At 37.8% G+C, this 24680-nt stretch carries 25 protein-coding genes; 23 read left to right on the top strand and 2 right to left on the bottom strand.

From position 1 onward, the window contains the following. Nucleotides 1-82 precede the first annotated feature (82 nt). The 5 genes from AC25Y6_RS01005 (at nt 83) to AC25Y6_RS00985 (ending at nt 3996) form a co-directional block, all read left to right on the top strand. On the top strand, nt 83-934 hold the full coding sequence (locus AC25Y6_RS01005; protein WP_488141772.1) for a hypothetical protein: 852 nt from the start codon (nt 83-85) through the stop codon (nt 932-934). Nucleotide 935: 1 nt separating this feature from the next. Continuing rightward, entirely contained in the window at nt 936-1286 is a 351-nt protein-coding gene (locus AC25Y6_RS01000) for a transposase (RefSeq protein ID WP_482104800.1), read from the top strand. Between the two features lie 364 nt (nt 1287-1650). Then, nucleotides 1651-2100: an SMI1/KNR4 family protein gene (locus AC25Y6_RS00995; RefSeq protein WP_482104799.1), complete on the top strand. Its 450-nt coding sequence runs from the start codon at nt 1651-1653 to the stop codon at nt 2098-2100. Between the two features lie 279 nt (nt 2101-2379). Beyond that, the gene (locus AC25Y6_RS00990) at nt 2380-2898 is read left to right on the top strand and encodes a hypothetical protein (protein WP_482104798.1); all 519 of its coding nucleotides are present in this window, start codon (nt 2380-2382) and stop codon (nt 2896-2898) included. A gap of 480 nt (nt 2899-3378) precedes the next feature. Then, on the top strand, nt 3379-3996 hold the full coding sequence (locus AC25Y6_RS00985; RefSeq protein WP_482104797.1) for an NUDIX hydrolase: 618 nt from the start codon (nt 3379-3381) through the stop codon (nt 3994-3996). A 95-nt stretch (nt 3997-4091) separates the two neighbouring features. Here AC25Y6_RS00985 and AC25Y6_RS00980 read toward each other — a convergent pair whose 3' ends face one another. Next, on the bottom strand, nt 4092-4622 hold the full coding sequence (locus tag AC25Y6_RS00980; RefSeq protein WP_482104796.1) for a thioredoxin domain-containing protein: 531 nt from the start codon (nt 4620-4622) through the stop codon (nt 4092-4094). A 454-nt stretch (nt 4623-5076) separates the two neighbouring features. On the opposite strand from AC25Y6_RS00980, the gene AC25Y6_RS00975 reads away from it, so the two are divergent. The 11 genes from AC25Y6_RS00975 (at nt 5077) to AC25Y6_RS00925 (ending at nt 15525) form a co-directional block, all read left to right on the top strand. Then, nucleotides 5077-6267, top strand: a complete 1191-nt coding sequence (locus AC25Y6_RS00975; protein ID WP_482104795.1) for a DUF4317 domain-containing protein — start codon at nt 5077-5079, stop codon at nt 6265-6267. Between the two features lie 83 nt (nt 6268-6350). Then, on the top strand, nt 6351-6767 hold the full coding sequence (locus AC25Y6_RS00970) for a VOC family protein (protein WP_488141771.1): 417 nt from the start codon (nt 6351-6353) through the stop codon (nt 6765-6767). Between the two features lie 493 nt (nt 6768-7260). After that, complete coding sequence (gene codA / locus AC25Y6_RS00965; RefSeq protein WP_482104793.1) at nt 7261-8517, top strand: cytosine deaminase; 1257 nt, start codon at nt 7261-7263, stop codon at nt 8515-8517. A 175-nt stretch (nt 8518-8692) separates the two neighbouring features. Beyond that, nucleotides 8693-9064 (top strand): iron chaperone, encoded by a 372-nt coding sequence (locus AC25Y6_RS00960; protein WP_482104792.1) that lies wholly within the window; start codon nt 8693-8695, stop codon nt 9062-9064. A 234-nt stretch (nt 9065-9298) separates the two neighbouring features. Continuing rightward, complete coding sequence (pnuC, locus tag AC25Y6_RS00955; protein WP_488141770.1) at nt 9299-10006, top strand: nicotinamide riboside transporter PnuC; 708 nt, start codon at nt 9299-9301, stop codon at nt 10004-10006. After that, nucleotides 9999-11030 carry a multifunctional transcriptional regulator/nicotinamide-nucleotide adenylyltransferase/ribosylnicotinamide kinase NadR gene (gene nadR / locus AC25Y6_RS00950; protein WP_488141769.1) on the top strand — a complete coding sequence of 344 codons (1032 nt, stop codon included), beginning with the start codon at nt 9999-10001 and terminating at the stop codon, nt 11028-11030. Before pnuC ends, nadR begins: the two co-directional genes overlap by 8 nt. 81 nt (nt 11031-11111) lie before the next feature. Beyond that, nucleotides 11112-11819 carry a DNA alkylation repair protein gene (locus AC25Y6_RS00945; RefSeq protein WP_488141768.1) on the top strand — a complete coding sequence of 236 codons (708 nt, stop codon included), beginning with the start codon at nt 11112-11114 and terminating at the stop codon, nt 11817-11819. A gap of 164 nt (nt 11820-11983) precedes the next feature. Next, nucleotides 11984-12193, top strand: coding sequence for a hypothetical protein (locus AC25Y6_RS00940; protein WP_488141767.1), 210 nt, complete (start codon nt 11984-11986; stop codon nt 12191-12193). A gap of 482 nt (nt 12194-12675) precedes the next feature. Next, nucleotides 12676-13356, top strand: coding sequence for a hypothetical protein (locus AC25Y6_RS00935; protein ID WP_488141766.1), 681 nt, complete (start codon nt 12676-12678; stop codon nt 13354-13356). Between the two features lie 125 nt (nt 13357-13481). Further along, nucleotides 13482-13952 (top strand): GNAT family N-acetyltransferase, encoded by a 471-nt coding sequence (locus AC25Y6_RS00930; RefSeq protein ID WP_488141765.1) that lies wholly within the window; start codon nt 13482-13484, stop codon nt 13950-13952. Nucleotides 13953-15036: 1084 nt separating this feature from the next. Next, nucleotides 15037-15525, top strand: coding sequence for a hypothetical protein (locus tag AC25Y6_RS00925; RefSeq protein ID WP_488141764.1), 489 nt, complete (start codon nt 15037-15039; stop codon nt 15523-15525). Between the two features lie 144 nt (nt 15526-15669). Here AC25Y6_RS00925 and AC25Y6_RS00920 read toward each other — a convergent pair whose 3' ends face one another. Further along, on the bottom strand, nt 15670-16563 hold the full coding sequence (locus AC25Y6_RS00920; protein WP_482104784.1) for a sulfurtransferase: 894 nt from the start codon (nt 16561-16563) through the stop codon (nt 15670-15672). Nucleotides 16564-16889: 326 nt separating this feature from the next. Here AC25Y6_RS00920 and AC25Y6_RS00915 point away from each other — a divergent pair, with 326 nt between their 5' ends. The 7 genes from AC25Y6_RS00915 to AC25Y6_RS00885 all read left to right on the top strand — a co-directional run bounded on the left by AC25Y6_RS00915 (nt 16890) and on the right by AC25Y6_RS00885 (nt 24578). Beyond that, on the top strand, nt 16890-17330 hold the full coding sequence (locus AC25Y6_RS00915; RefSeq protein WP_482104783.1) for a cell wall hydrolase: 441 nt from the start codon (nt 16890-16892) through the stop codon (nt 17328-17330). A gap of 330 nt (nt 17331-17660) precedes the next feature. Next, nucleotides 17661-18275, top strand: a complete 615-nt coding sequence (locus tag AC25Y6_RS00910; protein ID WP_482104782.1) for an MEDS domain-containing protein — start codon at nt 17661-17663, stop codon at nt 18273-18275. A 175-nt stretch (nt 18276-18450) separates the two neighbouring features. Then, on the top strand, nt 18451-18936 hold the full coding sequence (locus AC25Y6_RS00905; RefSeq protein WP_488141763.1) for a DUF4306 domain-containing protein: 486 nt from the start codon (nt 18451-18453) through the stop codon (nt 18934-18936). A gap of 158 nt (nt 18937-19094) precedes the next feature. Continuing rightward, nucleotides 19095-21251: a peptidoglycan D,D-transpeptidase FtsI family protein gene (locus AC25Y6_RS00900; protein ID WP_482104780.1), complete on the top strand. Its 2157-nt coding sequence runs from the start codon at nt 19095-19097 to the stop codon at nt 21249-21251. Between the two features lie 127 nt (nt 21252-21378). Beyond that, complete coding sequence (locus AC25Y6_RS00895; protein WP_488141762.1) at nt 21379-22077, top strand: VOC family protein; 699 nt, start codon at nt 21379-21381, stop codon at nt 22075-22077. A gap of 91 nt (nt 22078-22168) precedes the next feature. Continuing rightward, complete coding sequence (locus AC25Y6_RS00890; protein ID WP_482104778.1) at nt 22169-22705, top strand: GNAT family N-acetyltransferase; 537 nt, start codon at nt 22169-22171, stop codon at nt 22703-22705. Between the two features lie 313 nt (nt 22706-23018). Next, on the top strand, nt 23019-24578 hold the full coding sequence (locus AC25Y6_RS00885) for a malate:quinone oxidoreductase (protein WP_482101672.1): 1560 nt from the start codon (nt 23019-23021) through the stop codon (nt 24576-24578). Nucleotides 24579-24680 lie beyond the last annotated feature (102 nt).

The raw sequence follows: 24680 nt of genomic DNA, 5'->3' as shown, positions 1-24680 counted from the left end.
TGGCTAATATGCCTTTTAAGGTTTTTTGTATAATGGTAATTTACGTTTGTGGTGATAAGAATAAGCAATAAATAAAGAATTTATGAAAAGGACGATAATCAGGTGGAAAATACACTCAAACAGATTTAGCGCAACGGACACTGGGATGGATGGCGTAAATGGCGGACAAGGATCCGGTGATGAACCTGGCAATCTAGTAGGGGCAAATACTTCTGAAGATGAGCAGTTGAAGGCACTCTATGCCGCAATGGAAAAAGAACAACATGTAGGTAATCCAGTGAATGACTACGCAATCGATCCACATACGGGCGAATACATCATGATGAACCAGGGAGTCGTCCGTGTTTCAAAGGATTACGGACCAAAAGAACTGAGCCTCATTGATAAAGCCGGGTTGGGCGTAGCTAACTTTTTATTCCTGGATGACTTAAATACAATCACGAATCGCGATGCCTCCTTCGCGGCCAAGGGATTGGCAGTAGCCTCGTTTACCCCTTTTGGGAAGGCGATAAAAGCGGGTAACGCGGGTATTAAACTTGTTAGGAAAAATCCAGTTGTGAAGTGGATAAGTCCTAAGAAAGTTGAAAATGTTACTGGTAAGGGTACGGGTAAATATCAAGTTGGAGCATATAAAGATTTTAAAGGAGTAGAAGGGCTTGATGCGCATCATGCAGGACAGAAGGCAGCAACGAAGAAATTAGTAGATAATTATGATTTAAATACTGCACCTGCAATTAATGTTCCAAAGGTGGGGCACACCATTAAAGGACCTAATGGAATAGTCTCAAGAAGTACAAAAGGAATAGATAATCCTAGACAGTTATTGGCAAGAGATATTAGGGAACTTAGAAGAGTCTATGATGACATACCGAATTCTGCTTTAAAAGAACTTATTGAATTAAACAAAAAAATGTACCCAGAAATGAGGAAATAAAATGAATGATATTTTTGTTAAATCACTTTATGATTCTATTGTTAAAGAGAACCTTCTAGTATACAAAGACTTGTATGAAACAACGAATGTTACTTCTAAAACAGATGATTATTGGAAAAAAGCTGTTGGTTTCTACGATAGTTTAACAGACGAAAATAAAGATACATGTATGAACATAATTGAACAAACTATGATTGATACTATTTCAAACATGCTAGGAGTAATTGATGGAAGTTCGACTTTAAAAGATTGTTCTTTAGAGCCTAAATTACTGCTTGATTCTATTGATACGGAAGGAGAACTGCAAGATTCCTTTTTAGAATTCATAGAAGAAAGAGAGAGTAACAGTTAATTGGATTTTTTAGTACAGAGGTCTTATAAAGAGCACATTTAAAATATATTAATAGTTTAAATGAATTCGATTACCTTGATTGGTTAAATGCCTTTCAAGGTTTCTTTTTTGTGTGGGTCTACCTAGTGCCGAATAAACCGCTTCTTATTTATAGAATAGATTTAAATAGGTCATACGTTTTAAAGGTGTTGTACGTACTATATAATTTGTTGAAACATCATATAGGGCTTACAAGGTGGAGAATGGTGGGAGCTTTAGAAATGATCCTGTATTAAAAAAGCAATACGATAACTTTAGGGGTAAATAATGGAGATGGAGAGCTAAGCAAATCGAGAAAAGCGACTTGTAAAAGGAGGAACCATATATGGATAAAGAGGAATTAACAAATTTTATAAATGATCATATGGAATCAGATGACTTTACTGGTCGAGTAGATGAAAGTCAAATCAATCTTGTCCAAAATAAGCTAGGGGTGGAATTACCAGAAAGTTTTAAGTGGTTTTTAACTACATATGGTTCTGGTGGATTATTTGGAGTTGATATTTCAGGAGTGACTAGGTCAAATAGAGCTCTTGTTGTTGTTAACACAAAGAGATATAGAGATTTAGGATTGGAAAAGGATTTAGTAGTTATCGAAAATGCTGGAGAATATGTTTATTGCCTATATACAAGCAAAATGGAGAATAATGAGTGCCCAGTAATAGCTTGGAATAGACCTGGGGGACTTGATGACTACAACACAGCAAAGAACTTTTATGAGTTTTTATCACAAAGGTTGTTGGATGCACAAGAAGCATGGGAAGAAGATATTTAAGATAGATAAATATAAAGAAATTATAACTGAAACAAAGAAACTCAAAAACTTTTGATGGTTTTACTACAAGGATTTGTATAATGATATTTTGTTTATGAAAAATGTACGATAATTAGTCGAGATGACATTTTAAACATACGAAGTATTATTACTGGTAACAAGACAAAAACTTACGAATTTAATTAGGCTAGTTGGCTTAAAAATAGAATTAGTAATGAATTACATTATATAGCTAACTACAAAGCGCGCTGTATATAGACCATAGAAGGAGACATGATTATGTTAAAAGTAACAGAGTATAAAGAAAGTAAGTCTGTGAATATTGAATATGATGTTTATACACCGATTAATATAGAATTCGGTACTTGGAATATATCAAAGGAACCAACGATATATTGGCGAACTGGGGATTTCAAGAAATCTTTAATTGAAATAGGAGTAGGGAAGTATAAAGGGAATATTCGTTCTATTACACTAACTTTAAGTGAAAACGTATACAAGATAGAAAATTCGAACTTGGATATGACAAATATAACTTTGATTAAAGGTATACCTAATTTCCAAGTTGAAGAATATGACGATGAGACGTATATAGATGAAAATAGTAAATTGAATGTATATATAGGGATTGATAAGGTATTAATTTCATTTTCGGAAAATGATACTGTGTCAATTATACAAAATGATAATGTGGGATTTGCTTTAGACATAAATAAAATGGTTTGTGGCGTTATAGTCAGTGGTATGTTAGAACATGAAAAGAATATATTAGAAGAAGCATTGAAATATAAAAAATAATTGAACCTTGATTGGCTAAATGCCTTTCAAGGTTTTTTGTATAATGGTAATTTGTGTTTGTGGTGATAAGAATAAGCAATAAAATAAAGAATTATTGAAGGTATTTTCCTAGATTTATAGAAAGTGTAGGTATGGTTTAGTACAAAGGCAGTGTGGAAATTCAGCGATTACTTTTGGGGAAGCCGATTTGGACAGAGGCGACGCCTGAGCAGAAAGTTCTTCTAATTATAACGGAAAAAAGTTCGCTATATGTTGAGGGGATGATTATAATGTAGGCGCTTTCGCTGGGGGGCATCCACAGAGCACCAAAGCGTTTATAGTGGGAATTCCGCCCTTATTCAAGCCGGCACTTTATCATTCCTCGCTTATGGCGGAAGGCCCCCCAAAAAGCGCAGCAGCGGATTCAATAGGGTTCTTTTAACATACATCTTTTAGTGATACGATATATAGAATATAAAACATTGAGGTGAGGGGGATTTCATGTTTCTAGACAAATTGAAGGATCAGTTAAATGAAGGTCAGCCCTTGTTTATAGGGGAGCAAACGGCTTTTCGTTCAGCGATTTTACTACCACTCGTTAAAGTGGAGGAAGAATGGCATATTCTTTTCGAAGTACGTTCATTCACCATGAGAAAACAGCCAGGTGATATTAGTTTTCCCGGCGGTCGAATCGACTCCACAGACCCATCCCCAATGGCAGCCGCTTTACGAGAAACGCATGAAGAATTAGGTGTCGACCCAGAAACAGTTACGATTGTAGGGACATTAAGCCCGTTCATTGCCTCGTCTTCATTTGTTATCTATCCCTTTGTAGCAATCATTGATTACAATCAAATTATCCATTCGTATAACAAAGATGAAGTTGAAGAAGTATTTACAATTCCCATTAAATGGCTATTGAACTATGAGCCTTATATGCATTTAATATCTGTGGATCCAGTGCCTTTACCAAACTTCCCGTTTGAAAAAATAATGAATGGTACTCAGTATCAATGGAGAGCTCGTTCAGTGGAAGAATGGTTTTTCGATTATGAAAAGTATACAATTTGGGGTTTAACCGCTAGGATATTAAAACACTTTATAGAAATAATAAAATGAGCATATGCATTGAAAATCACAAAGAAAAACAAGACCTCTGATTTGAGATCTTGTCTTAGTCAATCGATTGAATGAGCTATTCCTCATTGATCGTTTTATGAAATTTTTGCCAATGCCGTTTCTACAGCTTGTTTTAAATCAGCCGGTTCTAATTCGTACGTAAAACCTAATAACCTTTCACCATTGAAGAATAAAGTGGGTACAATTTTCACTTCACGTTCAATCGCTTCAGCCGTAATCGCCAAGCTAACATCAACGTTTTCAAGGCGTTCCTCTTCTTGCAAGTTGTATTTATCGACAAGCAATCGTTTTAATTCCTTATTTGATAGTTCGTGCCATTCTGGTTGTGTTTCAAGGAGTTTACCAATGACATCTAATGTTTCTGTTGGATTCGCGTTGTCGAATGTCCAGTGAATCAATGCGCCGTGGAGAAGTTCTTCGCGTGGTTTATCGTATAATTTCACAATCACTTCAATTTGACCATTTTCGATATATGTTGGCAATACTTCTTTTGCTAAATGATAAATTCTTTTAGTGCCTGGGCACGCCAAATTAATAAAAGCCTCTAGTTTCAAAGGTGCATCTGCACTGCCGAATTTCAAATGATCATTTTTAATCGTTGTCATATTCAATCTCCCTTTCAAACTTTCTGCTATAAATATATACTATATCTATAGGGATTGTAAACATTATGGTATTGAATAGTTAGTTAAGCTGTTGAATCCAATTGAAATGAAACACTAAAAATATACCTTAAGTGGACTTGTTATCGAGATGGCTTACTTGATTTGCTTTACCCGTTTAGTTCCATTTCTACAAGAAAGACTTTTGATCCGCATGTCTTTCAAAATAGACTGCTTTCCTGTCTTTAACGTAAATATTGCTATAATAAGGGCGTGTGAAAAGCTGAGCGGCGCATTACGCATTTCTAGTGATCTAGCTCCAGGCGCCAACTCCTCGGGTCATAAGTCAGTTCGACTATGCGGCAAAGAACGCCGCTCCGCCGACCTGTCTTATGCCTGTCGGAGCTGAGCAGCGCCTTACGCTTTTCTAATACTAGCTAGGGAGTTGGAATTTGAGATGAATAAGAAAGATATTGCAGCGATTCGTAAACAATTTAAGTTGGACACTGATTTACTGAAAATTACTGATATTTATAAAGTGTATATTAAGCAGGAGAGTACTGACATCTTTCATGAGGAGAGCCAGCCGTTTCCCTTGTTAGATCGGGAGGAACAAGAATTATTCCTCACCAACTTTAAAAAGGTTTTAGGTGGAAAGTTGGATGTGAAACTGTTTGAAGTCAGTTTTACGCGTCCCGCGGAAGAGCAAACGGCCCATACGCAGCAGCTTTTATATGAAGGTCTTCGTACAGACGACGTTGAAGAATGGAAAGCGGGTATGCATAGTATCACGCAGAAGATGGTTCAGGACGTCCAATATGAAAAGGACTTGGTCGTAACGTTCATTCGCGGAAATTATTATAAACCGACGAAACGAAATTCAGATGAATCCGAAATAGACAATCGGGATGAGGTGTTTACGAACCCTTTCATCCTTTGTAGCATGAATCAGACCGAACTGCCGAAACGTTCACTTGTGTTTGACTTTATCGAGAGGGAGTTTAAGTCGAGTACGATAGCCGATCCCATCATTAATCTTGCGTCTCCAATTGGTGGATTTTGGTTTCCTAGCTTTACGGATGGCGCGGCAGATGTCAATCACGTCCTTTACGCTGCAGGCAAAGCGAATAAGCCGGACATTAATTTCATCGAGAATGTACTGGACGGTGAAGATATCATGACCGCCGCGGATGACAAAGCCGTCTTCGAAGAGATTGTAAAAGAAGTGATTGGTGATGAAGTGAATACGCGGACCCTCGCCAACGTATATGAAGAAATCAATCGCATGATGGATGAGGGAGACGAGGAAGAGGAAGACGAAAGCATCCCTACCTTGGATACGAAAGAGATGGAACGTGTGTTGAAGGCATGCGGCGTGAAGAATGTGAATACGGAAAGAGTGGAAATGGCTTTTCAAAAGGTGATTGATGACGAAACGTATGAAATGAAAGCAAGCCATGTCGTTCCAAGTTACACATCCAAGTCCATCAAAATCAGCACGAAAGTAGCGGATATCGCAATCAGCCCGCAAGACTTAAGATATGTCAGACAGGTTAATTACAATGGAAAACGCTGCCTTTTGATAGAAGTGGAAGAAGACACGATGATTGAAGGATTTAAGCTGATTCAAGAAGAGCTGTTGGATTAAGCAAGAAATCTAAGGCGATCCTATGCATTAGGTTCGCATAAATGTAGCTGATAGTAAGGACATAGCTGAAAGGGGGAGCAAAATTGGGATACGTTTTAGATCACGTTGGAATTGCTGTTCGAAGCATTGATGATGCTCTTCCCTTTTACATTAATGTATTAAAAGGATTAGTGGAAGACCGTTATACAAGCGATGCACCTGGTGTTGAAGTGCATGTTGCTGTAGTCAGAACGGAAGATAAAGTAATTGAATTACTGGCACCAACCAACAAGAACTCTCCAATGGCTCGGTTTATCAAGCAACGTGGAAAAGGCGTGCATCATATTGCATACCGAGTTGACGATTTGGACATAGCAATACGCGAGGCAAGTGAAAGTGGCGTTCGTTTTCTAGAGGACACACTACGCACGAACGCACGTGGAAGAAGGCTCATTTATATTAATCCCGCCTCAACGGATGGCACTTTAATTGAACTTTGTAGTTATTCAGAGAGAATTTAATTAGAATTAAATATAAATGAAAGCACATCAGTCTGTATAAAATTGATGTGCTTTTTTTGAATGGATTATCTCCCAATCAAGCTGGTTTTCATTCAATATTAAATAATTGCATCAACTCCATTATCGAATATTCGTTTGCATGGATGAGTTCCGTTGATTGTAACGTAAGGCGGCGACTCCAGCGGGAACAGCGCGATCTGAAAGCCCCGCAGGAACGCAGTGACGAGGAGATTGAAGACGTGCCCGCGGAAAGCGTCCGCCTGGAGTGTAAATCAACCATGTTCGGATATTAATACAATATCCTTTATTATAAAATGGACTCAATTGTGGTGTATTTATGGTGAAGTTTCGGGATAGGGACCTGAACGATTGAAAGAGGGTCGTACTCAGGGAGTTTTGAGTACTTCTATTATGGAAACGACTGGAAATCTTGTCTTCAACAATGCCCGTTGCTATAATAAGATAGGTACTAACATGAAGGAGGGATTGTTAAATGATTTTAAAGAATGCAAAGCTCTATGGCCAAAAAGGTAGATGGGATATTGAAGTGGGAGACGGTATCATACAATCCATTAAACCAGCTACCGGTACAAGCGAGTCTAGTGATCTCAATAACATCAATCTAAATGGAAAAATAGTACTACCCCCTTACGTGGAGCCGCATATTCACTTGGACTACGTGCTTACTGCCGGAACCCCAAGGTGGAATCAATCGGGATCTGTATTCGAAGGGATCGAAATTTGGTCTGAAAGAAAGAAAATCGCCAATGAAACGAAAAACGATATTAAAGAACGTGCCTTGAAGGCGATAAAAATGCAGTTGAAACATGGTATACAGCATGTTCGGACACATGTGGATGTTAGTGATCCGACATTAAAAGGATTGGAAGCATTACTGGAAGTGAAAGAGGAAATTAAGCCGTGGTTGGACTTGCAACTCGTAGCATTTCCGCAAGAAGGCCTTTATACACAACCAAATGGGGAAGAACTGTTGGTTAAAGCACTTGAAATGGGGGCCGATGTCGTTGGTGGGATTCCCCACTATGAATTGACCCGTGAAGATGGGGTCCGTTCCGTGTTAAAGGCGCTTGAGCTAGCAAACAAATATGATAAATTGGTTGATATCCATTGCGATGAAATCGATGATGACCAATCAAGGTATTTGGAGGTACTCGCTGGGGAGTCGCTGAAATTAGGCATGGGTGACCGGGTGACAGCAAGCCACACGACCGCGATGGCTTCGTACAGTAATGCATACACGTACAAGCTATTCCAAACGCTGAAAAAAGCCGGCATTCATTTTGTTGCGTTGCCGAAAGCCAATTTACATTTACAAGGTAGATTTGACAGTCATCCAGTCCGTCGTGGCCTGACAAGGGTAAAAGAGATGGTAGATGAAGGGATCAATGTCAGCTTTGGACTCGATTCTATTATGGACCCTTGGTATCCGCTCGGCGATGGCAATTTGATGAATGTCGTCGATGTTGGTTTGCACGCCTGCCACATGACCGATCATAATTATATCGTAAAAGCCCTAGATTTAATCACAGTAAATGGAGCCAAAGCGCTCGGCATGAAGGACGAGTATGGCGTGAAAGAAGGAAACAAGGCGAATCTAATTGTGATTGACGCTGATTCCGAATATGAAGCGATTCGTACGCAAGCACCAGTGCTTTATTCGATGCGGAATGGGGAAATGATTGTCGAAACGAAACCCGCCGAGACAACAATGAACATATCCATTTTTTAAAATATTGTTTTGTATCTATATATGTTGAAATAAAGAATCCTACCTAGAACGCTTAATGATAGGGGACGCCTTCCGCAATAAGCCAGGCGAAAACTCACTGTCTGTCTTATTGCTTCGGCTACCTCGTTAGTCGCCTTCACCGAACTACATAATTATTATTTTAGGAGGGCGCCGTATGGAAGTTTTCGCAGAATACTTAGCGGGTATTGATGACCCACAACATCAAGCCCGAACGAAAGAAGTTTTAGAATGGGTAACTGAAAAATATCCGAGTTTAATGCCGAAAATCGCGTGGAATCAGCCTATGTTTACCGATCACGACACATATATTATTGGTTTTAGCACAGCTAAAAAACATTTGGCTGTTGCCCCTGAAAATGCAGGGATTATTCATCTCGCTGATGAAATTGTGCAGGCTGGCTATGGTCACACCCAGCAGTTGGTACGTATCCCGTGGGATGGTCCGATTGATTTTTCATTACTTGAAAAAATGATCGACTTTAATGTATTGGATAAGGCAGACTGTTCAACTTTTTGGCGTAAATAAAAAATAGATAACCTATTTAAATTACTACTATTTCTACTTTCACTAAAAGGTGTGTTAGTGATGAACTGGCTGCCTTCATGGTAGCCTTTTCTTATTGAGCAATGAAATTAAATACTTCTTAGAAATTGATGTTTTGTAAGCCTTTTGTCTATGGCATATACAAGGTTCGCCCTTAATCCTATGAAATTATCCGAGTTTGATGTTGTACTCTCTTACGATACCAATAGTTTAGAAATGAGGGCTAAAATGTTAAAAGGATGGACAATATTTGAAAAGACATGGCTAAGCTTCTTTATGGTAATTAACGTTTATCTGTTTTTCGCATTTGAAGACACGATGTTGGGATTGGTATCTTCTACATTCGGAGTGTTGTGCGTTGTGCTTGCTGGAAAAGGGAAGATATCCACTTATTACGCAGGTATCATTCAAGCGGCCACATATGCTTATATTGCATGGACGTACGGACTGTTTGGGGAAGCGATGTTAAATGGATTATTCTACTTACCGATTCAATTCATAGGTATCTACTTGTGGAGCAGAGCAAAAACAAAAGATAGTATTCGTGGAGAAGATGTTGTAGTTAAGAGGTTAATTAACAAGCAAATTCTTCAACTAACTATCATTTCAATTCTCGCTTCAATTGGATACGCTTATTTGCTAGATTACATGGGTGGACAACAAGTCAGACTAGACTCTGTGGCTGTAGTGCTTTCAATCGTTGCACAATTTTTGATGATTAAGCGATATGTCGAACAGTGGATTCTGTGGATTACTGTTAACGTACTTACGATTACACTTTGGGTTATTGTGTTGCTACAACAAGGTGGAAATGATTGGGCTATGGTACTGATGTGGTCGGCATTTTTGTTCAATTCAGTCGTCTCCTATATCAATTGGAGTAAAATTTACGAAGGCCAGAAACAGGTGACAACTCATGTCTAAGACAGTAGGTTTTATAGGCGGGAAATTTCTAATTCCACATCAAGGACATGTCTATGCCGTGATTACAGCGTCAACGAAGGTAGACGAGCTACATGTAATTGTCACATATGATACCGAATATGAACGAAACACACTATTTACGAATGCTGTATTTGAACATATCCCATACAACATCAGACTCAGATGGTGGAGGCAAATCACAAAAGACATGCCACATGTACACGTTCACGCCATTGAGCAGAAAGAAACTGGACAGTATGCTGACTGGGAAGATGGAGCGAAGAAAATAAAGTTCGCAATCACAAAGGAAATCACCCACGTATTCAGCTCTGAGCCCAAATATGATGTCTACTTTAAAGGGCTGTATCCTAAGGCCGAGCACATTGTCATCGATGCAGAACGTTTAACGTACAACATCTCGGCAACTAAGCTACGTACAGAAGGTGCCATGAAACATTGGAATATGATTCCTGATATCATCAAACCCCACTTTGTTAAGAAGGTAGTTGTCGTTGGCACAGAGTCAACAGGAAAGTCATCTCTCGTTCGCAATTTAGCTAAGTTATACAATACCAATTATGTAGAAGAGTACGGTAGGGTGTTTTATGAACAACTTGGGGATAGTGTTGTTGATGTGTCGCTTCCAACGGATTATGCAGAAATTGCAATGCAACATAAGCTTAATGAAAAGAAGCAAGCAGAGACAGCCAACAGGGTGCTGTTCATCGATACAGAAGCAAATGTGACTCAATACTACTCCGATCTATATGCGGGTCATTTCGACGGTATAGTGGACTCAATAGCCGCTAGACAGGATTTTGATTTATGGCTATTTTTAGAACCAGATGTTGAATGGATAAATGATGGCACAAGAACATTTGGCGATCGCGAAGTTAGAATGAAGAATAATGAGTCGCTGAAGAAGATGTTAAATGAGCGTGGAGTTGAGTATATATCTGTTAGTGGAAGTTATTTAGATAGATTAGAGGAATCCATGAGACATATCAATGAGTTAATCGAATAAGTGATAGTAAATGGGATAATAGTGATGGAATTGTTGGCAAACGAGTAGGGGAAAACTCTAAAAAGAAGGAAGTGCTAAACGATGAATTTAGAAATGGTTATGCAGGAGCTTGAAGCCCTTGGTAAGGAACGAATGAAAAAAATGTACATATCGAATGGTGCGCAAGAGCCGCTTTTTGGCGCGGGTACAGGCGCTATGAAACCAATCGTAAAGAAAATAAAAATTAATCAACCTTTAGCTGAAGAGCTTTATGCGACAAGGAACTATGATGCAATGTACTTTGCAGGCATTATTGCAGACCCAAAAGCCATGACTGAGTCGGATTATGATCGTTGGATGGATGGGGCGTATTTTTATATGCTGTCCGATTATGTAGTGGCTGTAACTTTGTCAGAGTCAGATATTGCACAAGAAGTTGCTGATAAATGGATTGCAAGCGGTGAAGAGTTGAGAATGTCAGCGGGCTATAGTTGTTACTGTTGGCTTTTAGGGAATCGAAAGGACGTTGAATTTTCAGCAGCCAAAACTTCCGATATGCTTGATATAGTGAAAAATACGATTCACGATGCGCCAGAACGAACGAAATCCGCTATGAATAATTTTGTATACACTGTAGGTGTTTCCTATTTGCCGCTCCATGAAAAGGCAGTTAAGATCGCAAATGAAATAGGTATCGTAGAAGTCAAACGAGACAACAAAAAAAGCAGTCTTCTCAATGCTTCCGAAAGTATTCAAAAAATAGTCGATAAAGAAAAGATTGGTTTTAAACGCAAGTATGTAAGATGTTAAAAGTAGCCTCGCATCGAGAAACGTTTTTCAATTATCCAGAGCTTTGATCCAACAAGGATTTAACGCTTTTTTGTTGAAATGGTCAAACTTACGCGGTTTAGTTTAGTAGAATACGATAGAATCTGTATAGCGTTTTGCATTGCTTAAATGAGGAGGTTTTGATAGTGCAATTATTTAAAAGTAGATACTTTATAGGGGTTTCTTGGATTTTAGTAATACTCTTATTAGTGGTATCTTTTCTAGTGATTTCAACTAGTTACTTTAATACCAAAGAAATCCGTTTATTAACTTCTGGATGTTATGAAAATAGTGGGGAAGTTTTAATAGAAATACATAATAACCTAACAAGTAAATATTCCTTTGAGTGTAAATGAGCATATTTCTCTCATTCAAGGTACAAGTGCGTTTCTACAACAAGTAGAAGCGCATTTTTGCTGACGGCAGTTTAGTTGTTAATATGGAAAAATTCGTTTGGATTGTATTAAAGCAAAGAGGAAGAACTTTACATTGGACGGTAGCGTCATTGTATTAAGTTAAGCAGGGGGTGAGATTATGGGCTTTTGGTATTTCTTACTATTACTTGTAGGATTATTTCTAGTAGTTAAGGGGCTACTTGGGAATAAAAAATACAGCCTGGTTTTAGTAGGACTATTATGTATTTCGTTCTCATTATTTATGTTTTCTCCAGGAAGTGCTGAAATCATTTCAGAGTTATTCAATTTAAATTAGCATGTAGAATAGATATTAAATTGATCAATGATAGCTATTTTTCACTAACAGATAGTTTACTTGGATAAATTATCGGAAGATTCGCTAACCAATGCATTACTGGAACAACATTCATGAATTTCTTTTTGTGGAAAGACTAAAAGGGGATAGAGGTGACTTTGTGAACAAATTTTTCAAAGTGACTCTTATTGTTTTTGGAGTGATTCTATTAGGAATAGCTATACTTGTATTTTCTTTTCTTCAGAGTATGAAGCCAGATAAAGAAAAAGAAGAAAAGGTGAAAATTCAGGCAGAGGAATATTTAGAAGATAAATTTAATAATAACTTCGAGATAGATGACATTTTGTATGATAATATGGGTAACTTTAATTTTGATTACGGTGCCAAGGTGCGGGATAAGAGAAATAATGTAACATTTTTTGTTTACTATAGCGAAGCTAAGGAAAAAATGGTGGACACTTACGCCGCTGATAAATGGGCAGATGATTTAGAACATGAAATAGGTCCTTACATTAAAGAAAAACTCGGAGAAATCACTGATTTTCAGGTCTATTATGATGACGAAGTAGGAGAAGAATTGGGTATTGATTCTGCTAATCCGGGGAGTTATAAAGATTTTAACGTTGCACCTACGATTCGTATTAATATCCCCCGAAAAAAGAGTAACGAGGATGAAAAACTCTTTAATGAGTTCATATCTTTTCTGGAAAGCGAAGACAAACTGCAACAGGGTACTGTTATTATCGGTTACGTCGCTGAAAATGGTGTGATATTGGAAGATGATGAATGGAGTAAAGAATTTCAATAACATAGATGAGTGGGATTACTCAACTCAGGGATGCGTTTCTACAATAAGTGGAGACGCTTTTTCACTAACAAGGAAGCAAATTCTTGTTGAATAATACAGAATTCAAATATAAAGGAGGTTAAATAATGGGACTTATATTGGAAAAGGCAACTGAAAACGATGCACAAGCTATTTTTGATATTCAGGTAAAAGCCTTTATGCCTTTGTTACATAAATATGAGGATTACGAAACAAACCCAGCGAATGAAACTATCGAAAGAGTACTATCGAGAATAAATCAATATAATGGTGGTTTCTATAAGATATTTGCAGACGATACCCTTGTGGGAGCTATCTGTGTTTTTTGGAGAGAAGACGTTCAATTTTGGATTAGTCCGATGTTTATTTTGCCTACTTATCAAGGAAAAGGGATAGCTCAAAAGGTTTTATATTTAATTGAAGATATGTTCCCCCAAGCAACTACTTGGGAATTAGCTACAATACTAGAGGAAGAACAAAATTGTTATTTATACGAAAAAATGGGTTATAGCAAAACAGGAGTCAGCAAGAAATTAAACGATAACGCAACTCTTATATTTTATAAAAAGGACTGTTAAAACACAAAATACCTTGTTAAGCCAACGGGCAGGTTACATACGAAATATGGGGGTGTTTACATTGAAGAATGGACGTACTGGCGGAATTATTTACTGGAAGCTGAATTATAGAAAAAATTCATGAGGACTTTATGGCTGGTACCATTCAGTGTCGTGGTAATTATAATACTGTTCACTTATTCGGAATTACCCGTTCTATATAAAATAATATCAACCTCTGTATTAATAGTTGCTTTGCTTTTTCAATTAGTCTATACGTATTCTAAGTGGAAGAGAGAAAAACAATTAGACAAATGAATCATTACATTTTTTAAGCTAATGGCAGCGTTTCTAATAAGTAGAAACCCACTTTTACTAACGGGCAGGTGTGCGGCCGAGCCTAGGTCGTATCATATAGCGGGTGGGATTCCCGTCGAGAAAGAACTAGCCATTCACTCGTAGCGAGTCTTGGAGGGCTAATGGTAACATTAGCCTTTAAGCGTAGACAGTTAGGTAGCGGGCCGAAAGCCAACTGGTTGAAGGGATTGAGCTCCATAATGTTAGTAAATCGAGAGGGCTGATGCCTTACCTGCGGCAGAAAGCTACATTTCATCCTTCGTTAAAGGCAAGAAGGATAAAACCTCTCTGGAGTCAGAGACCTTGGCACGTTACACATTGATATGATACGGCAACTCGGGAGACCCTACCGGTCTTTTCTTTATAGAAGAGTATGGTGTACAAGCGATAATAAGCAAGGAAACCAAATGCCGTTGTAGGGAGTCGGATAGCAGCGTAGTACCAATGAAGTTGGGTAATGCCGATGGAGGAAAGGCTGCTACCAAGTTATCACCCTTACTAGGGACACATTTACTACACACAGAGGTAGGGATAATAAATGGAAACAAAACTAGTAAGGATAGCAGAATTAGCGAAATCTGAGCGAAAGAGATCAGCTATATTATGTGAATGGTGACTAGGAGGAGCCGTGTGCGTAAATAGCGCAAGCACGGTTCTGTGAGGGGGGAGGAACACAATCTACCGTAAGGTAGAGAGGTTCCCTTCTACTCGACTTATTTGAAGAAAAACGATTGTAAGGAGGGGGAAAGTGAAGAAGAAACTTTGGATTTCTGTTCTAATCTTAGGAGTAGCTATAGGCATTTTCTATTCCATTGTGAAATTTAATCCGCCTTTAGAAATTGGTACTATTGCTTCGTCTGGAGATCGTAAATCAGTCGTTGTTGGAATTGGTAATAAAGGTTTTCGTGAAATTAAAGTATTAGACACTTCAGTGAACAACAATGAAGCACCATTAAAAACAAAAGTACAGGTTACTAACGCTTTACAAGGTTTCATCATATCGGATGATTATAATAATGAGGAATCAAAAGAGTATGGATTCAAAAGTTTAGAGGATGTATCTATTAAAGTGGGCACATCTCCATCTTCTAACTTTAAAAAATTAGATGCTGGCACAGCTTCTAAAAAGGATGAAATTTATGGGATTAGTGTTATTCATCATGAAGCTATAAATAAGGTTCATTTGAGGTATAGATATCTTGGGATTTCATTTAATGAAACTGTGTTCATCAATTAACGATGCAGGAAATTTGAGGAAGGACGTTTAATCAGTGTTCAACAATCGATCAGATTACTTAAAAAGAAGCATTTGCTTTTATAGCAAATGCTTCTTTAAGTCAGTATATTAAATTTGAAAACTTAACAGTTACATAACCTGTTTTTAACTAGTTTCTAGTGGTAATGATGGATCCTTTGCCCATTCAGTCAGTGAACCATCATAAACAGCTACATTCTTTTGTCCGAGTTTATTTAGTATTAATCCAGTCCATGTAGCGGCAATTGCACTGCCACAATATGTGATGACTTTTTTGTTGGGGTCCAGAGCTCCAACTTTCTCAAATATTTCACGTAGTTTTTCATCATCATATAGTTCTTTAGTTTTCGGGTCGGATAGTGAACCAAAGAATACATTAACACTTCCAGGAATGTGACCAGGTCTTCCGTAGGTGTTCACTTCACCGCTAAAATTCGCTTCCGATAAACTATCAAGAATAATAACGTTCTCATCATTTATTGCTTCTAGAACTTCTTCTTTTGTTACAAATAATTCAGATTTTCTTTCACCTGTAAAGCTTCCTTTCGGATAAGAACCGGGCTCGGTAGTTACAGGTCGGCCTTCCTCAATCCATTTTGGAAAACCTCCATCAAGCACTGCTACATTGTCAAAACCTTCGTATGATAATTGCCAAGCAAGACGTGATGCCCAATCTGATGCGATAACATCAGGAATATTGATGATTGCACCTTGATCATAAACAACTACATATGTGCCTTCTCCTACGCCAAGCTCACTAACCTTTTCGACAAATGTATCACGAGGAGGTAGGGTAAAAGAAAATTCAGAGTCCGGATCTGATAAGTCATTGTAAAGATCGGCAAAAACAGCTCCTGGTATATGTCCCTTTTCATAAGCTTCTTTTCCAGACCACACATCATAATAACCATCTTTTTCAGGGTTTTTTAAGAATGTAGTGGCATCGAGTAATCTTAAATTTGGATCATCCAATCTTTCGGCTAACCAATCTGTAGTTACAATTAAAGGTACATTACTCATTATCATCTTCTCCTTTGTCTATCTAATTTTGAAAACAGATAGGAATAGTATGTTTTATCGTTTGTAATAATATTAACATTCATCTTGACTCCTTTCAACTATACGGGTTTGAATTAATAATTTTAGATATTAGCTAGCTTAAATAGAGATTAGTAAAATAGTTTCACGGATTTATCCCATGACATTTGTGAAGTATTGTACTTAAAGTAACAGGTGCAATTGCTCAATAAGAGCAAACGCTTCTTATGTTCAAGCGTCAGTTGAATAAAGTTGTAATAATGACATCATTGTATACTTTTTTTCATACTATACCTTGGGGTGAAAAAATGGCGAGAGTAAAATACCGCGATTCAGACATTGACTTAATAGCAAGGATGATGAGAGCAGAAGCCGAGGCTGAAGGTAATCAAGGAATGTTATATGTTGGAAATGTAATCGTTAATCGTCTTGTGGCAGAATGTCCAGACTTTGTAGATTTAAGATCAATTGAAGACGTCATTTTTCAAATACAAGGAGGAAACTATTCTTTTGAAGCTGTTCAAAAAGGGAATTTGTTTTATGAACGAGCGAGACCTAATGAAAAGAGATTAGCAAAACAGACTTTGCTTTACTGGAGAGACCATCCAGCGAAATATGCCCTTTGGTATTTTAATCCGTCTGGTCCATGTCCTCCAACATGGTATGATCAACCTTTTACTGGTCAGTTTAAACAACATTGTTTTTATGAACCACTAGCTGGAACATGTGATAGTGTTTATAACGGTTAGGTTGTTTAGGAGCGATTGCTAATTCCCGAGGGTTAAGCTTTTGGTGTTAGAAATACAACGTTTTTAGTCATAGATACTTGTAACTAGCTAACAAAACACGTTCCATTCAGTTATTGAATGAGACGTGTTATTTTCATTGTCTATTACGATAGAGGAAAGAAAGAGGTAATACGGGAGATATCAGAATCGTGTTAGTTGCTTTCGCTGATAACGATTTAAATTGATAGATTATTTAATTAATAATGCATATGTTATCTTGCAAATAGTGGGATTTAGTTTAAGATAGAATTAACAAGGTTTATTTTGAGTATAAATAAAGGAGGGATAAATGTGATTGAAATTTTAAATGATGTTGCAAAAACAGAAATGAAAAGCAAAATGAATCAGCTATTTGAGGACCCAGAAGATGTTCACCTTCATGTTCTGTATAAGTACAATGGAATTGAAAATTATATTATACAGGTCTTGAATTATGTACAAGATGGCATTGCAGCAGGAGATTACGTGATTCTTATTGAGAATTCTCGTATATACCCTATTCTTCAAAAAGAACTGAGCGCTCGTTTAACAAAAGATCAAATGAAGTTCATACACTATGTAAATAGCCTGGAATTCTATTGGTCAAGTGGCAGTTATCATCCTCCTTCAATCGCTGAGTACTTTAGTAATACAATTCAGCCCTATTTGGAAAATAGTATTTCTTTCCGAGCATGGGCGCATGTCGAGTGGGCCACTATGGAAGAGCCGCTACATCTTATAGAAGATTTAGAGGAAATAGTAGACAAAGCTGTAAATCAGCTGTCGTTTCCATTAATTTGTGCGTACGAGAGAGATAAAATGCCAGACTACCTCAAAACAATTTTGATGGAGACACACCCTTACGTTCTACTAGAAGACGATTTCATTGTCTCGGACCAATATCAGTCACATGATGAAGTAAAATAAAACACGCTTTGGAAAATTTCCAAAGCGTGTTTTATTTTACCGAAGAATTGGTTTTTTATTGAATTAATAGGTGCATTTAATCCAACAAGGGTTTACGCTCAATTTTTTAAAGTGTTTGTAGTGACGGCTTGTTACTTCAATTGTAAATAATATTAAATTTTATAATATATTTGAGGTGACGAAAGTGTCTTTTAAGATTTTTATCCAATTTGGTTTGGCTTCAATACTTTTAATAGTTTCTACTGGGGCTACTTGGTATGAAGGTAGCACAATATTAGAGAAACCGTGGGAATGGAAACATACTGCAATCTTTTCTCGGGTGGCAAATGGAAAAGTAGAAAACCTAAATGATATTTTACCAATTGACCATTTTGTATATGCAGCAAAATTTGCACCTACGTTCCCTTTACTTATGTTACTAAGTGCAACGTACCTCATAATCCTTATAGGATATATTCTACTCAAACGTAAGGGTAGGATATTTTCGTACTTCTTATCTGGTATTGGCGCTTTGTTTTTGGTATTAAGTGGTTTCGTATCAAAATCTCCTACTGCTGGGTTGAAAATTTTTTTCGTTGGTTTTCTACTAATAGGAATATTAGCGTTAGCCATGGTATTGCTTAGATTCCTTAATAATAAGACTAAACTTACTTCATCTTGAACTAACATGAGCATTAATTTAAGAATCGACAGCCTTTACAGGGCGGCCGATTCTTATTGAGTATTGGAGTAAAAAATTCCCTAAAACGTAAATATATGCTAGTTTTATATAATGAATGATATAATTCGAAATAAGTAATGGAGAATGAGGGGGGTATTATGAATAATCAGATGCGCAAGGCGAATCAGGCTAAAATTAGCCAACGAAAACATATCCCATTCCGGATGAACTTCCTGTTCTTTTCAATTTTTATCCTATTTTCATTGCTCATTTTCCGCCTTGGTTATTTACAAATCGTCAAAGGTGAGGAATATTCCCTTGAGTTGGAAAAAACAGAAGAAATACCTGTCAACACAAGCGTGCCAAGGGGAAGAATTTTTGACCGCATGGGGCATATTCTGGTTGATAACGATCCCAAAAATGCCATTACATATACGAAAATGACGTCTACGAGTTCAGCAGATATGCTAAAAGTCGCTGAGAAACTTGCGGTCTTGATTGACCAAGAGACGAAAAGGATTACTACTGGGGATAGGAGAGACTTCTGGATTTTAAAGAATTCTGAGGCAGCGTCGAAAAAGGTTTCTATAAAGGAATTAGAGAAACTTGAAAAGGAAAGTACGCTTTCAAGGATCGAATTGCAGCGTGAGATTAATAGGCTAACACGTGAACGTATTACGGAAGAGGAAATTGATTCATTCACGGAAGAGGAGCTAGAAGTACTTGCGATTTACAGAGAAATGATGTCGGGCTATGCGTACTCCCCACAAATAGTGAAAAGTGGAAATGTGACGGACGAGGAATTCGCAACTGTATCTGAACGTCTAGGAGAGTTGCCAGGCGTAGATACAACGACAGATTGGGAACGTATGAGGAGATCAGACAATACGATTCTAGGGACAACTACGAGTCCCATTGAAGGTATTCCTAAATCTCGAGAGAATTATTTATTGGCACGGGACTATTCAAGAAATGACCGTGTTGGAAAAAGTTATATTGAGCAGTATTATGAAGACTTGTTAAAGGGACAAAAAACAATTGTTAAGAATATTAAAGATCGTAGCGGGCGTATCGTCGAAACGAAAACAATCAGAGAAGGCGAACCAGGCAAGGATCTTATTCTGACGATTGATAGCGAACTGCAACAGACACTTGAAAAAATTGTTTCGGATAAATTGTTGGAATTGAAAAGAGGCCCAAATACCGGAGAATTGAACAGGGCTTTCCTAGTCATGATGAATCCGAATAATGGTGAAGTTCTTTCTCTTGTAGGTAAGCAGGTTGTTACGAATCCAGAAACAGGAAAGCTCGAAATATGGGACTACGCATTTGGGACGTTCACTGCACTTCACGAAGCGGGATCAACAGTTAAGATGGCAACGATTCTTACGGGGTATCAGGAAAATTTGGTACGTATCGGTGAAACGAAGATAGATGAACCAATTAATATCGGTGGTGGTATTACAAAAAGATCACTGTTTAATCAAAACGGTAGAGTTTATGTAAATGATATTGAAGCAATCGGCAGGTCTTCGAACGTTTATATGTTCCGTACTGCATTGTCCATGGTGAATTCCCGAAATAGTTCTAAGGACTCGGGAAGTAATAGAAGAAATGCATATGATACATTCCGACAATCTTTTGCGTCTTTCGGACTTGGAACAAAAACCGGCATTGACTTACCGGGCGAGTCAGGCGGCCTGATTGGTGATAGTAATGAATTAGGTATTTTAATGGATTTAACCATTGGACAGTTCGACACTTATACAACACTTCAACTGGCTCAATTCGTCTCAACAATTGCAAATGGCGGTTATCGTATTGCTCCGAAAGTGTTAAAAGAAATGCGCGAACCATCTGAGGATGGTGAAATTCTAGGTCCGCTCATTCAAGAAACAGAGGTTAATATCTTAAATAGGATTCAGAATACGGATGCGGAAATTGATCAAATGAAGCGTGGAATGCATTACGTGTATTATGCACCTAAAGGGACGGCTGCTAAAATTTTTGAAGGAAAAGCCTATGATGGAGCTGGGAAGACGGGGACGGCGCAGGCATTTAGCTCTGGAAAGGCGACAATCAACTTATCGCATGTCGGTTTTGCACCTTACGAAAATCCGGAAATTGCTTATGCAGTCCTTATCCCGAATATTACTACAAGGCCAGGAGATCACACGAATGGCTCTCAAAATAAGATTGTCCAGCAAGCTGTAGACGAATACTTTAAATTGAAAGTAAAAAGGGCTAAAGAAGAAAATTCTACAACAGCCGAGCAACCAATAATAAAGGTTCCTAAAATAGAATCTGAAAAATAATAGTAGGGAAACCAAAATAATGGTTTCCCTACTATTTCAATAGATAAATAAGCGTAAAAAAAGTGGTCGCTATTTTACGCTTACTCTGCAGTAATTAAAGGTAGATATTCATAAGGGGGAATTTTTTATGGAGATAAAATTACTGACTTTACTAACAAATAAAATAGAAATGATGAAAGAATTTTATACGCAACATTTGGGTTTTTCAATTTGTGGGGAGAATCCAAATGGATTTCAAATTCAAATAGGAACAAGTATTTTAGAATTTACTAATGAAAAAGTAGCAGGCGACCCCTATTATCATTTTGCATTTAATATACCCGCCAATCAATTTCAGGAAGCAAAGGAATGGTTGAAAGGAAAAACTACGCTTTTATTAGAAGAGGGAGAAGACGAGATAGATTTTGTGTTTTGGTCTGCATCCGCTTGCTATTTTGAAGATCCAGCAGGAAATATAGTTGAACTTATTGCTCGGCATACTGTGAATCCAAATAGCGAAACGCCATTTTCAGTAAATAATATTTTGAATATCAGTGAAATTGGTTTAATTGTAAAAGATGCACCAAAGGTTGGAGAGGAATTGAAAAAAGTTAATATTTTTGAAAGAGATAGTGACCCTATTACAAATACTCTTTTAAATTTCATGCAAGAATATAATAATGGTGTTTTTCTTCTTCTAACTAGTATAGGTAGAAGATGGCTGTTCTCGGAAAAGAAATCAGTGATTTTCCCAATGACAATAACACTTGATAAACCATTAGTAATGGGTGTAGATGAAGAACATGAATTTTTCATTAGAAAAAATCATCATGAAGTCAATGTTTAACGAATTGTATTGCTCATTGGTAGGATTGTTTTAAGAAAATCTGTAACTGTCAGCAATGTCAGAATGGGGATTTGTATGGAGGGTATTATACATGGATGTATATATTGAAAAATTAAAAGTTACAGATGCCGAAGGTTTATATAAGTTTGAACTTGAAAATAGAACATTTTTCGAAGAAATGGTACCTTCTCGTGGAGATGACTACTATAACATTGGGATTTTTAAAAAAAGACACGAAGCTTTACTTGAAGAACAAGTTCAAGGAGGTTCGTATTTCTATTTAATTAAAGATAACGATAACGATAGTTCTATACTAGGAAGAATAAATTTAGTAGATATTGATAAATCTCAAAAAATCGGTCATCTCGGTTATAGGGTGGGGCAAGCGCATACTGGAAAAAGTATTGCCACTAGAGCATTGAAGTTATTATTAGAAATAGTAGATGACAAAGAAATAAAGCGAGTTAAAGCGAAAACAACAACTAACAATATAGCGTCTCAAAAAGTTCTAAACACCAATGGGTTCGAGAGGATCGCTACTGAGGGTGAAGAATTCGAAATGAATGGACAGAAGATAAACTTTGTTCATTATACTTGGACGATTGGAGTTTCGCCTCATTTGAACTAACTGTTGCGATTGCTCAATAATAAAAGCGGACCTTCTCTCATTGAATTCGAGAGCAAGCTCGGCTATTATCTATTTCATGAAATCCTACTCATGGCTAGTAAGCGTCAGCGTAGGCACATTTCAGCCAATTCGCTCAACTTACCTTCGCAGGAAATGATGAAATATGTCGCTTTTTCTGTATTTAATTCCTTTTAGGAAAACTTCTCCCTTTTTTATCTGTCGAAACTAGTCTATAATTAGGAAGGAATAGTATGTTTAATCATCGATGCATAATTAATATAGAGTGTGATACAGATTAATAGATACAAAAAAGGTGTGTGACGGGATTGTCCACGCTCTTTTTTGCAAATTCAAAATAAGGATGGATAAAATGAGTAGCCAAGAAACGAAAACAGACGTTATCTTAATTGGTGCTGGCATTATGAGTGCGACGTTAGGATCACTCTTGAAAGAGTTGGTACCGGACTGGAAAATCACCGTCTTTGAGAAACTTTCAAACGCCGGGGAGGAAAGCTCGAACGAATGGAATAATGCGGGGACGGGCCATGCTGCACTGTGCGAGCTGAACTACACAAGCGAAAAGCCCGACGGATCGATTGATATTAGTAAAGCGATAAAAATTAATGAAGAGTTTCAAATCTCCAAACAATTTTGGTCGTATTTGGTTGAGAAAAAACGAATCAGTAATCCAGAGGACTTTATCATGCCGTTGCCTCATATGAGTTTCGTACACGGTGAGAAAAATGTAAAGTTTCTAAAGAAACGTTTTGAAGCGATGTCAAACAATCCATTATTTCAAGAGATGGAATTTTCGGATGATCCTAAGAAACTAATGGAATGGCTTCCGCTTATTATGAAAGACCGGACAACCAATGAGCCGATTGCGGTTTCGAAAATTGACGCTGGAACGGATGTCAATTTTGGTGCGTTAACCAATAGCATGTTTGACCACTTAACGAGTCAAAACGTCGACATGCGCTACAGACAAAGCGTAGAGGATCTTAATCAGTTGAGCGATGGTTCATGGGAATTGAAAGTACGAAACGTTGATAATGGAAAAGTGGAACGCCATACTGCCAAATTCGTCTTTATTGGCGGCGGCGGAGGCAGCCTGCATTTACTACAAAAATCCGGAATTCCTGAAGGAAAAGGGATTGGGGGCTTCCCAGTAAGCGGCATGTTTATGGTTTGTAAAAATCCAGAAGTTTTGGCACAGCATCATGCGAAAGTATACGGGAAAGCTCCGGCGGGTGCACCACCAATGTCTGTTCCGCATCTTGACACACGATTCATCGACGATAAAAAATCGTTGCTGTTTGGACCGTTCGCGGGCTTCTCTCCGAAGTTTTTAAAAACCGGATCCATGATGGATTTATTAACTTCCGTAAAACCGAATAATGTCCTAACGATGTTATCGGCTGGCGTAAAAGAGATGTCTTTGACGAAATACTTGATTGAGCAAGTGATGTTATCGAAAGAAAAGCGCATGGAAGCTTTGCGAGAGTTTGTCCCGAACGCAAAAAGTGAGGATTGGGATTTAGTAGTAGCTGGCCAACGTGTACAAGTGATAAAGGATACGGAAAAGGGCGGCAAAGGTACGCTTCAATTTGGTACGGAACTGGTGAGTGCGGCAGATGGATCGATTGCTGCATTGCTCGGCGCTTCCCCGGGTGCGTCAACCGCCGTTCAGGTCATGCTTGACATCCTGGAGAAATGTTTCCCTGAACATATTGAAGAATGGCAACCGAAGATCAAGGAAATGATTCCTTCTTATGGCATGTCCTTAATGGAAAATCCAGAGCTTCTGCGCGAAATTCATGCTTCAACAGCGGAGTCGCTTGGTCTAAGTGAAAACGAGCCCGTTTATAGTTAAAATTGGTACCTCAGTTTAAAAAGACGCATTTCCGTGTAAACAACGGGAATGCGTCTTTTTTAGTTATTCAATATGAAAATTGTTGAACCAAATAAACAGTGC

Source organism: Sporosarcina sp. Y1004, assembly GCF_057669665.1.
This window is presented reverse-complemented; position numbering and strand designations above follow the sequence as displayed.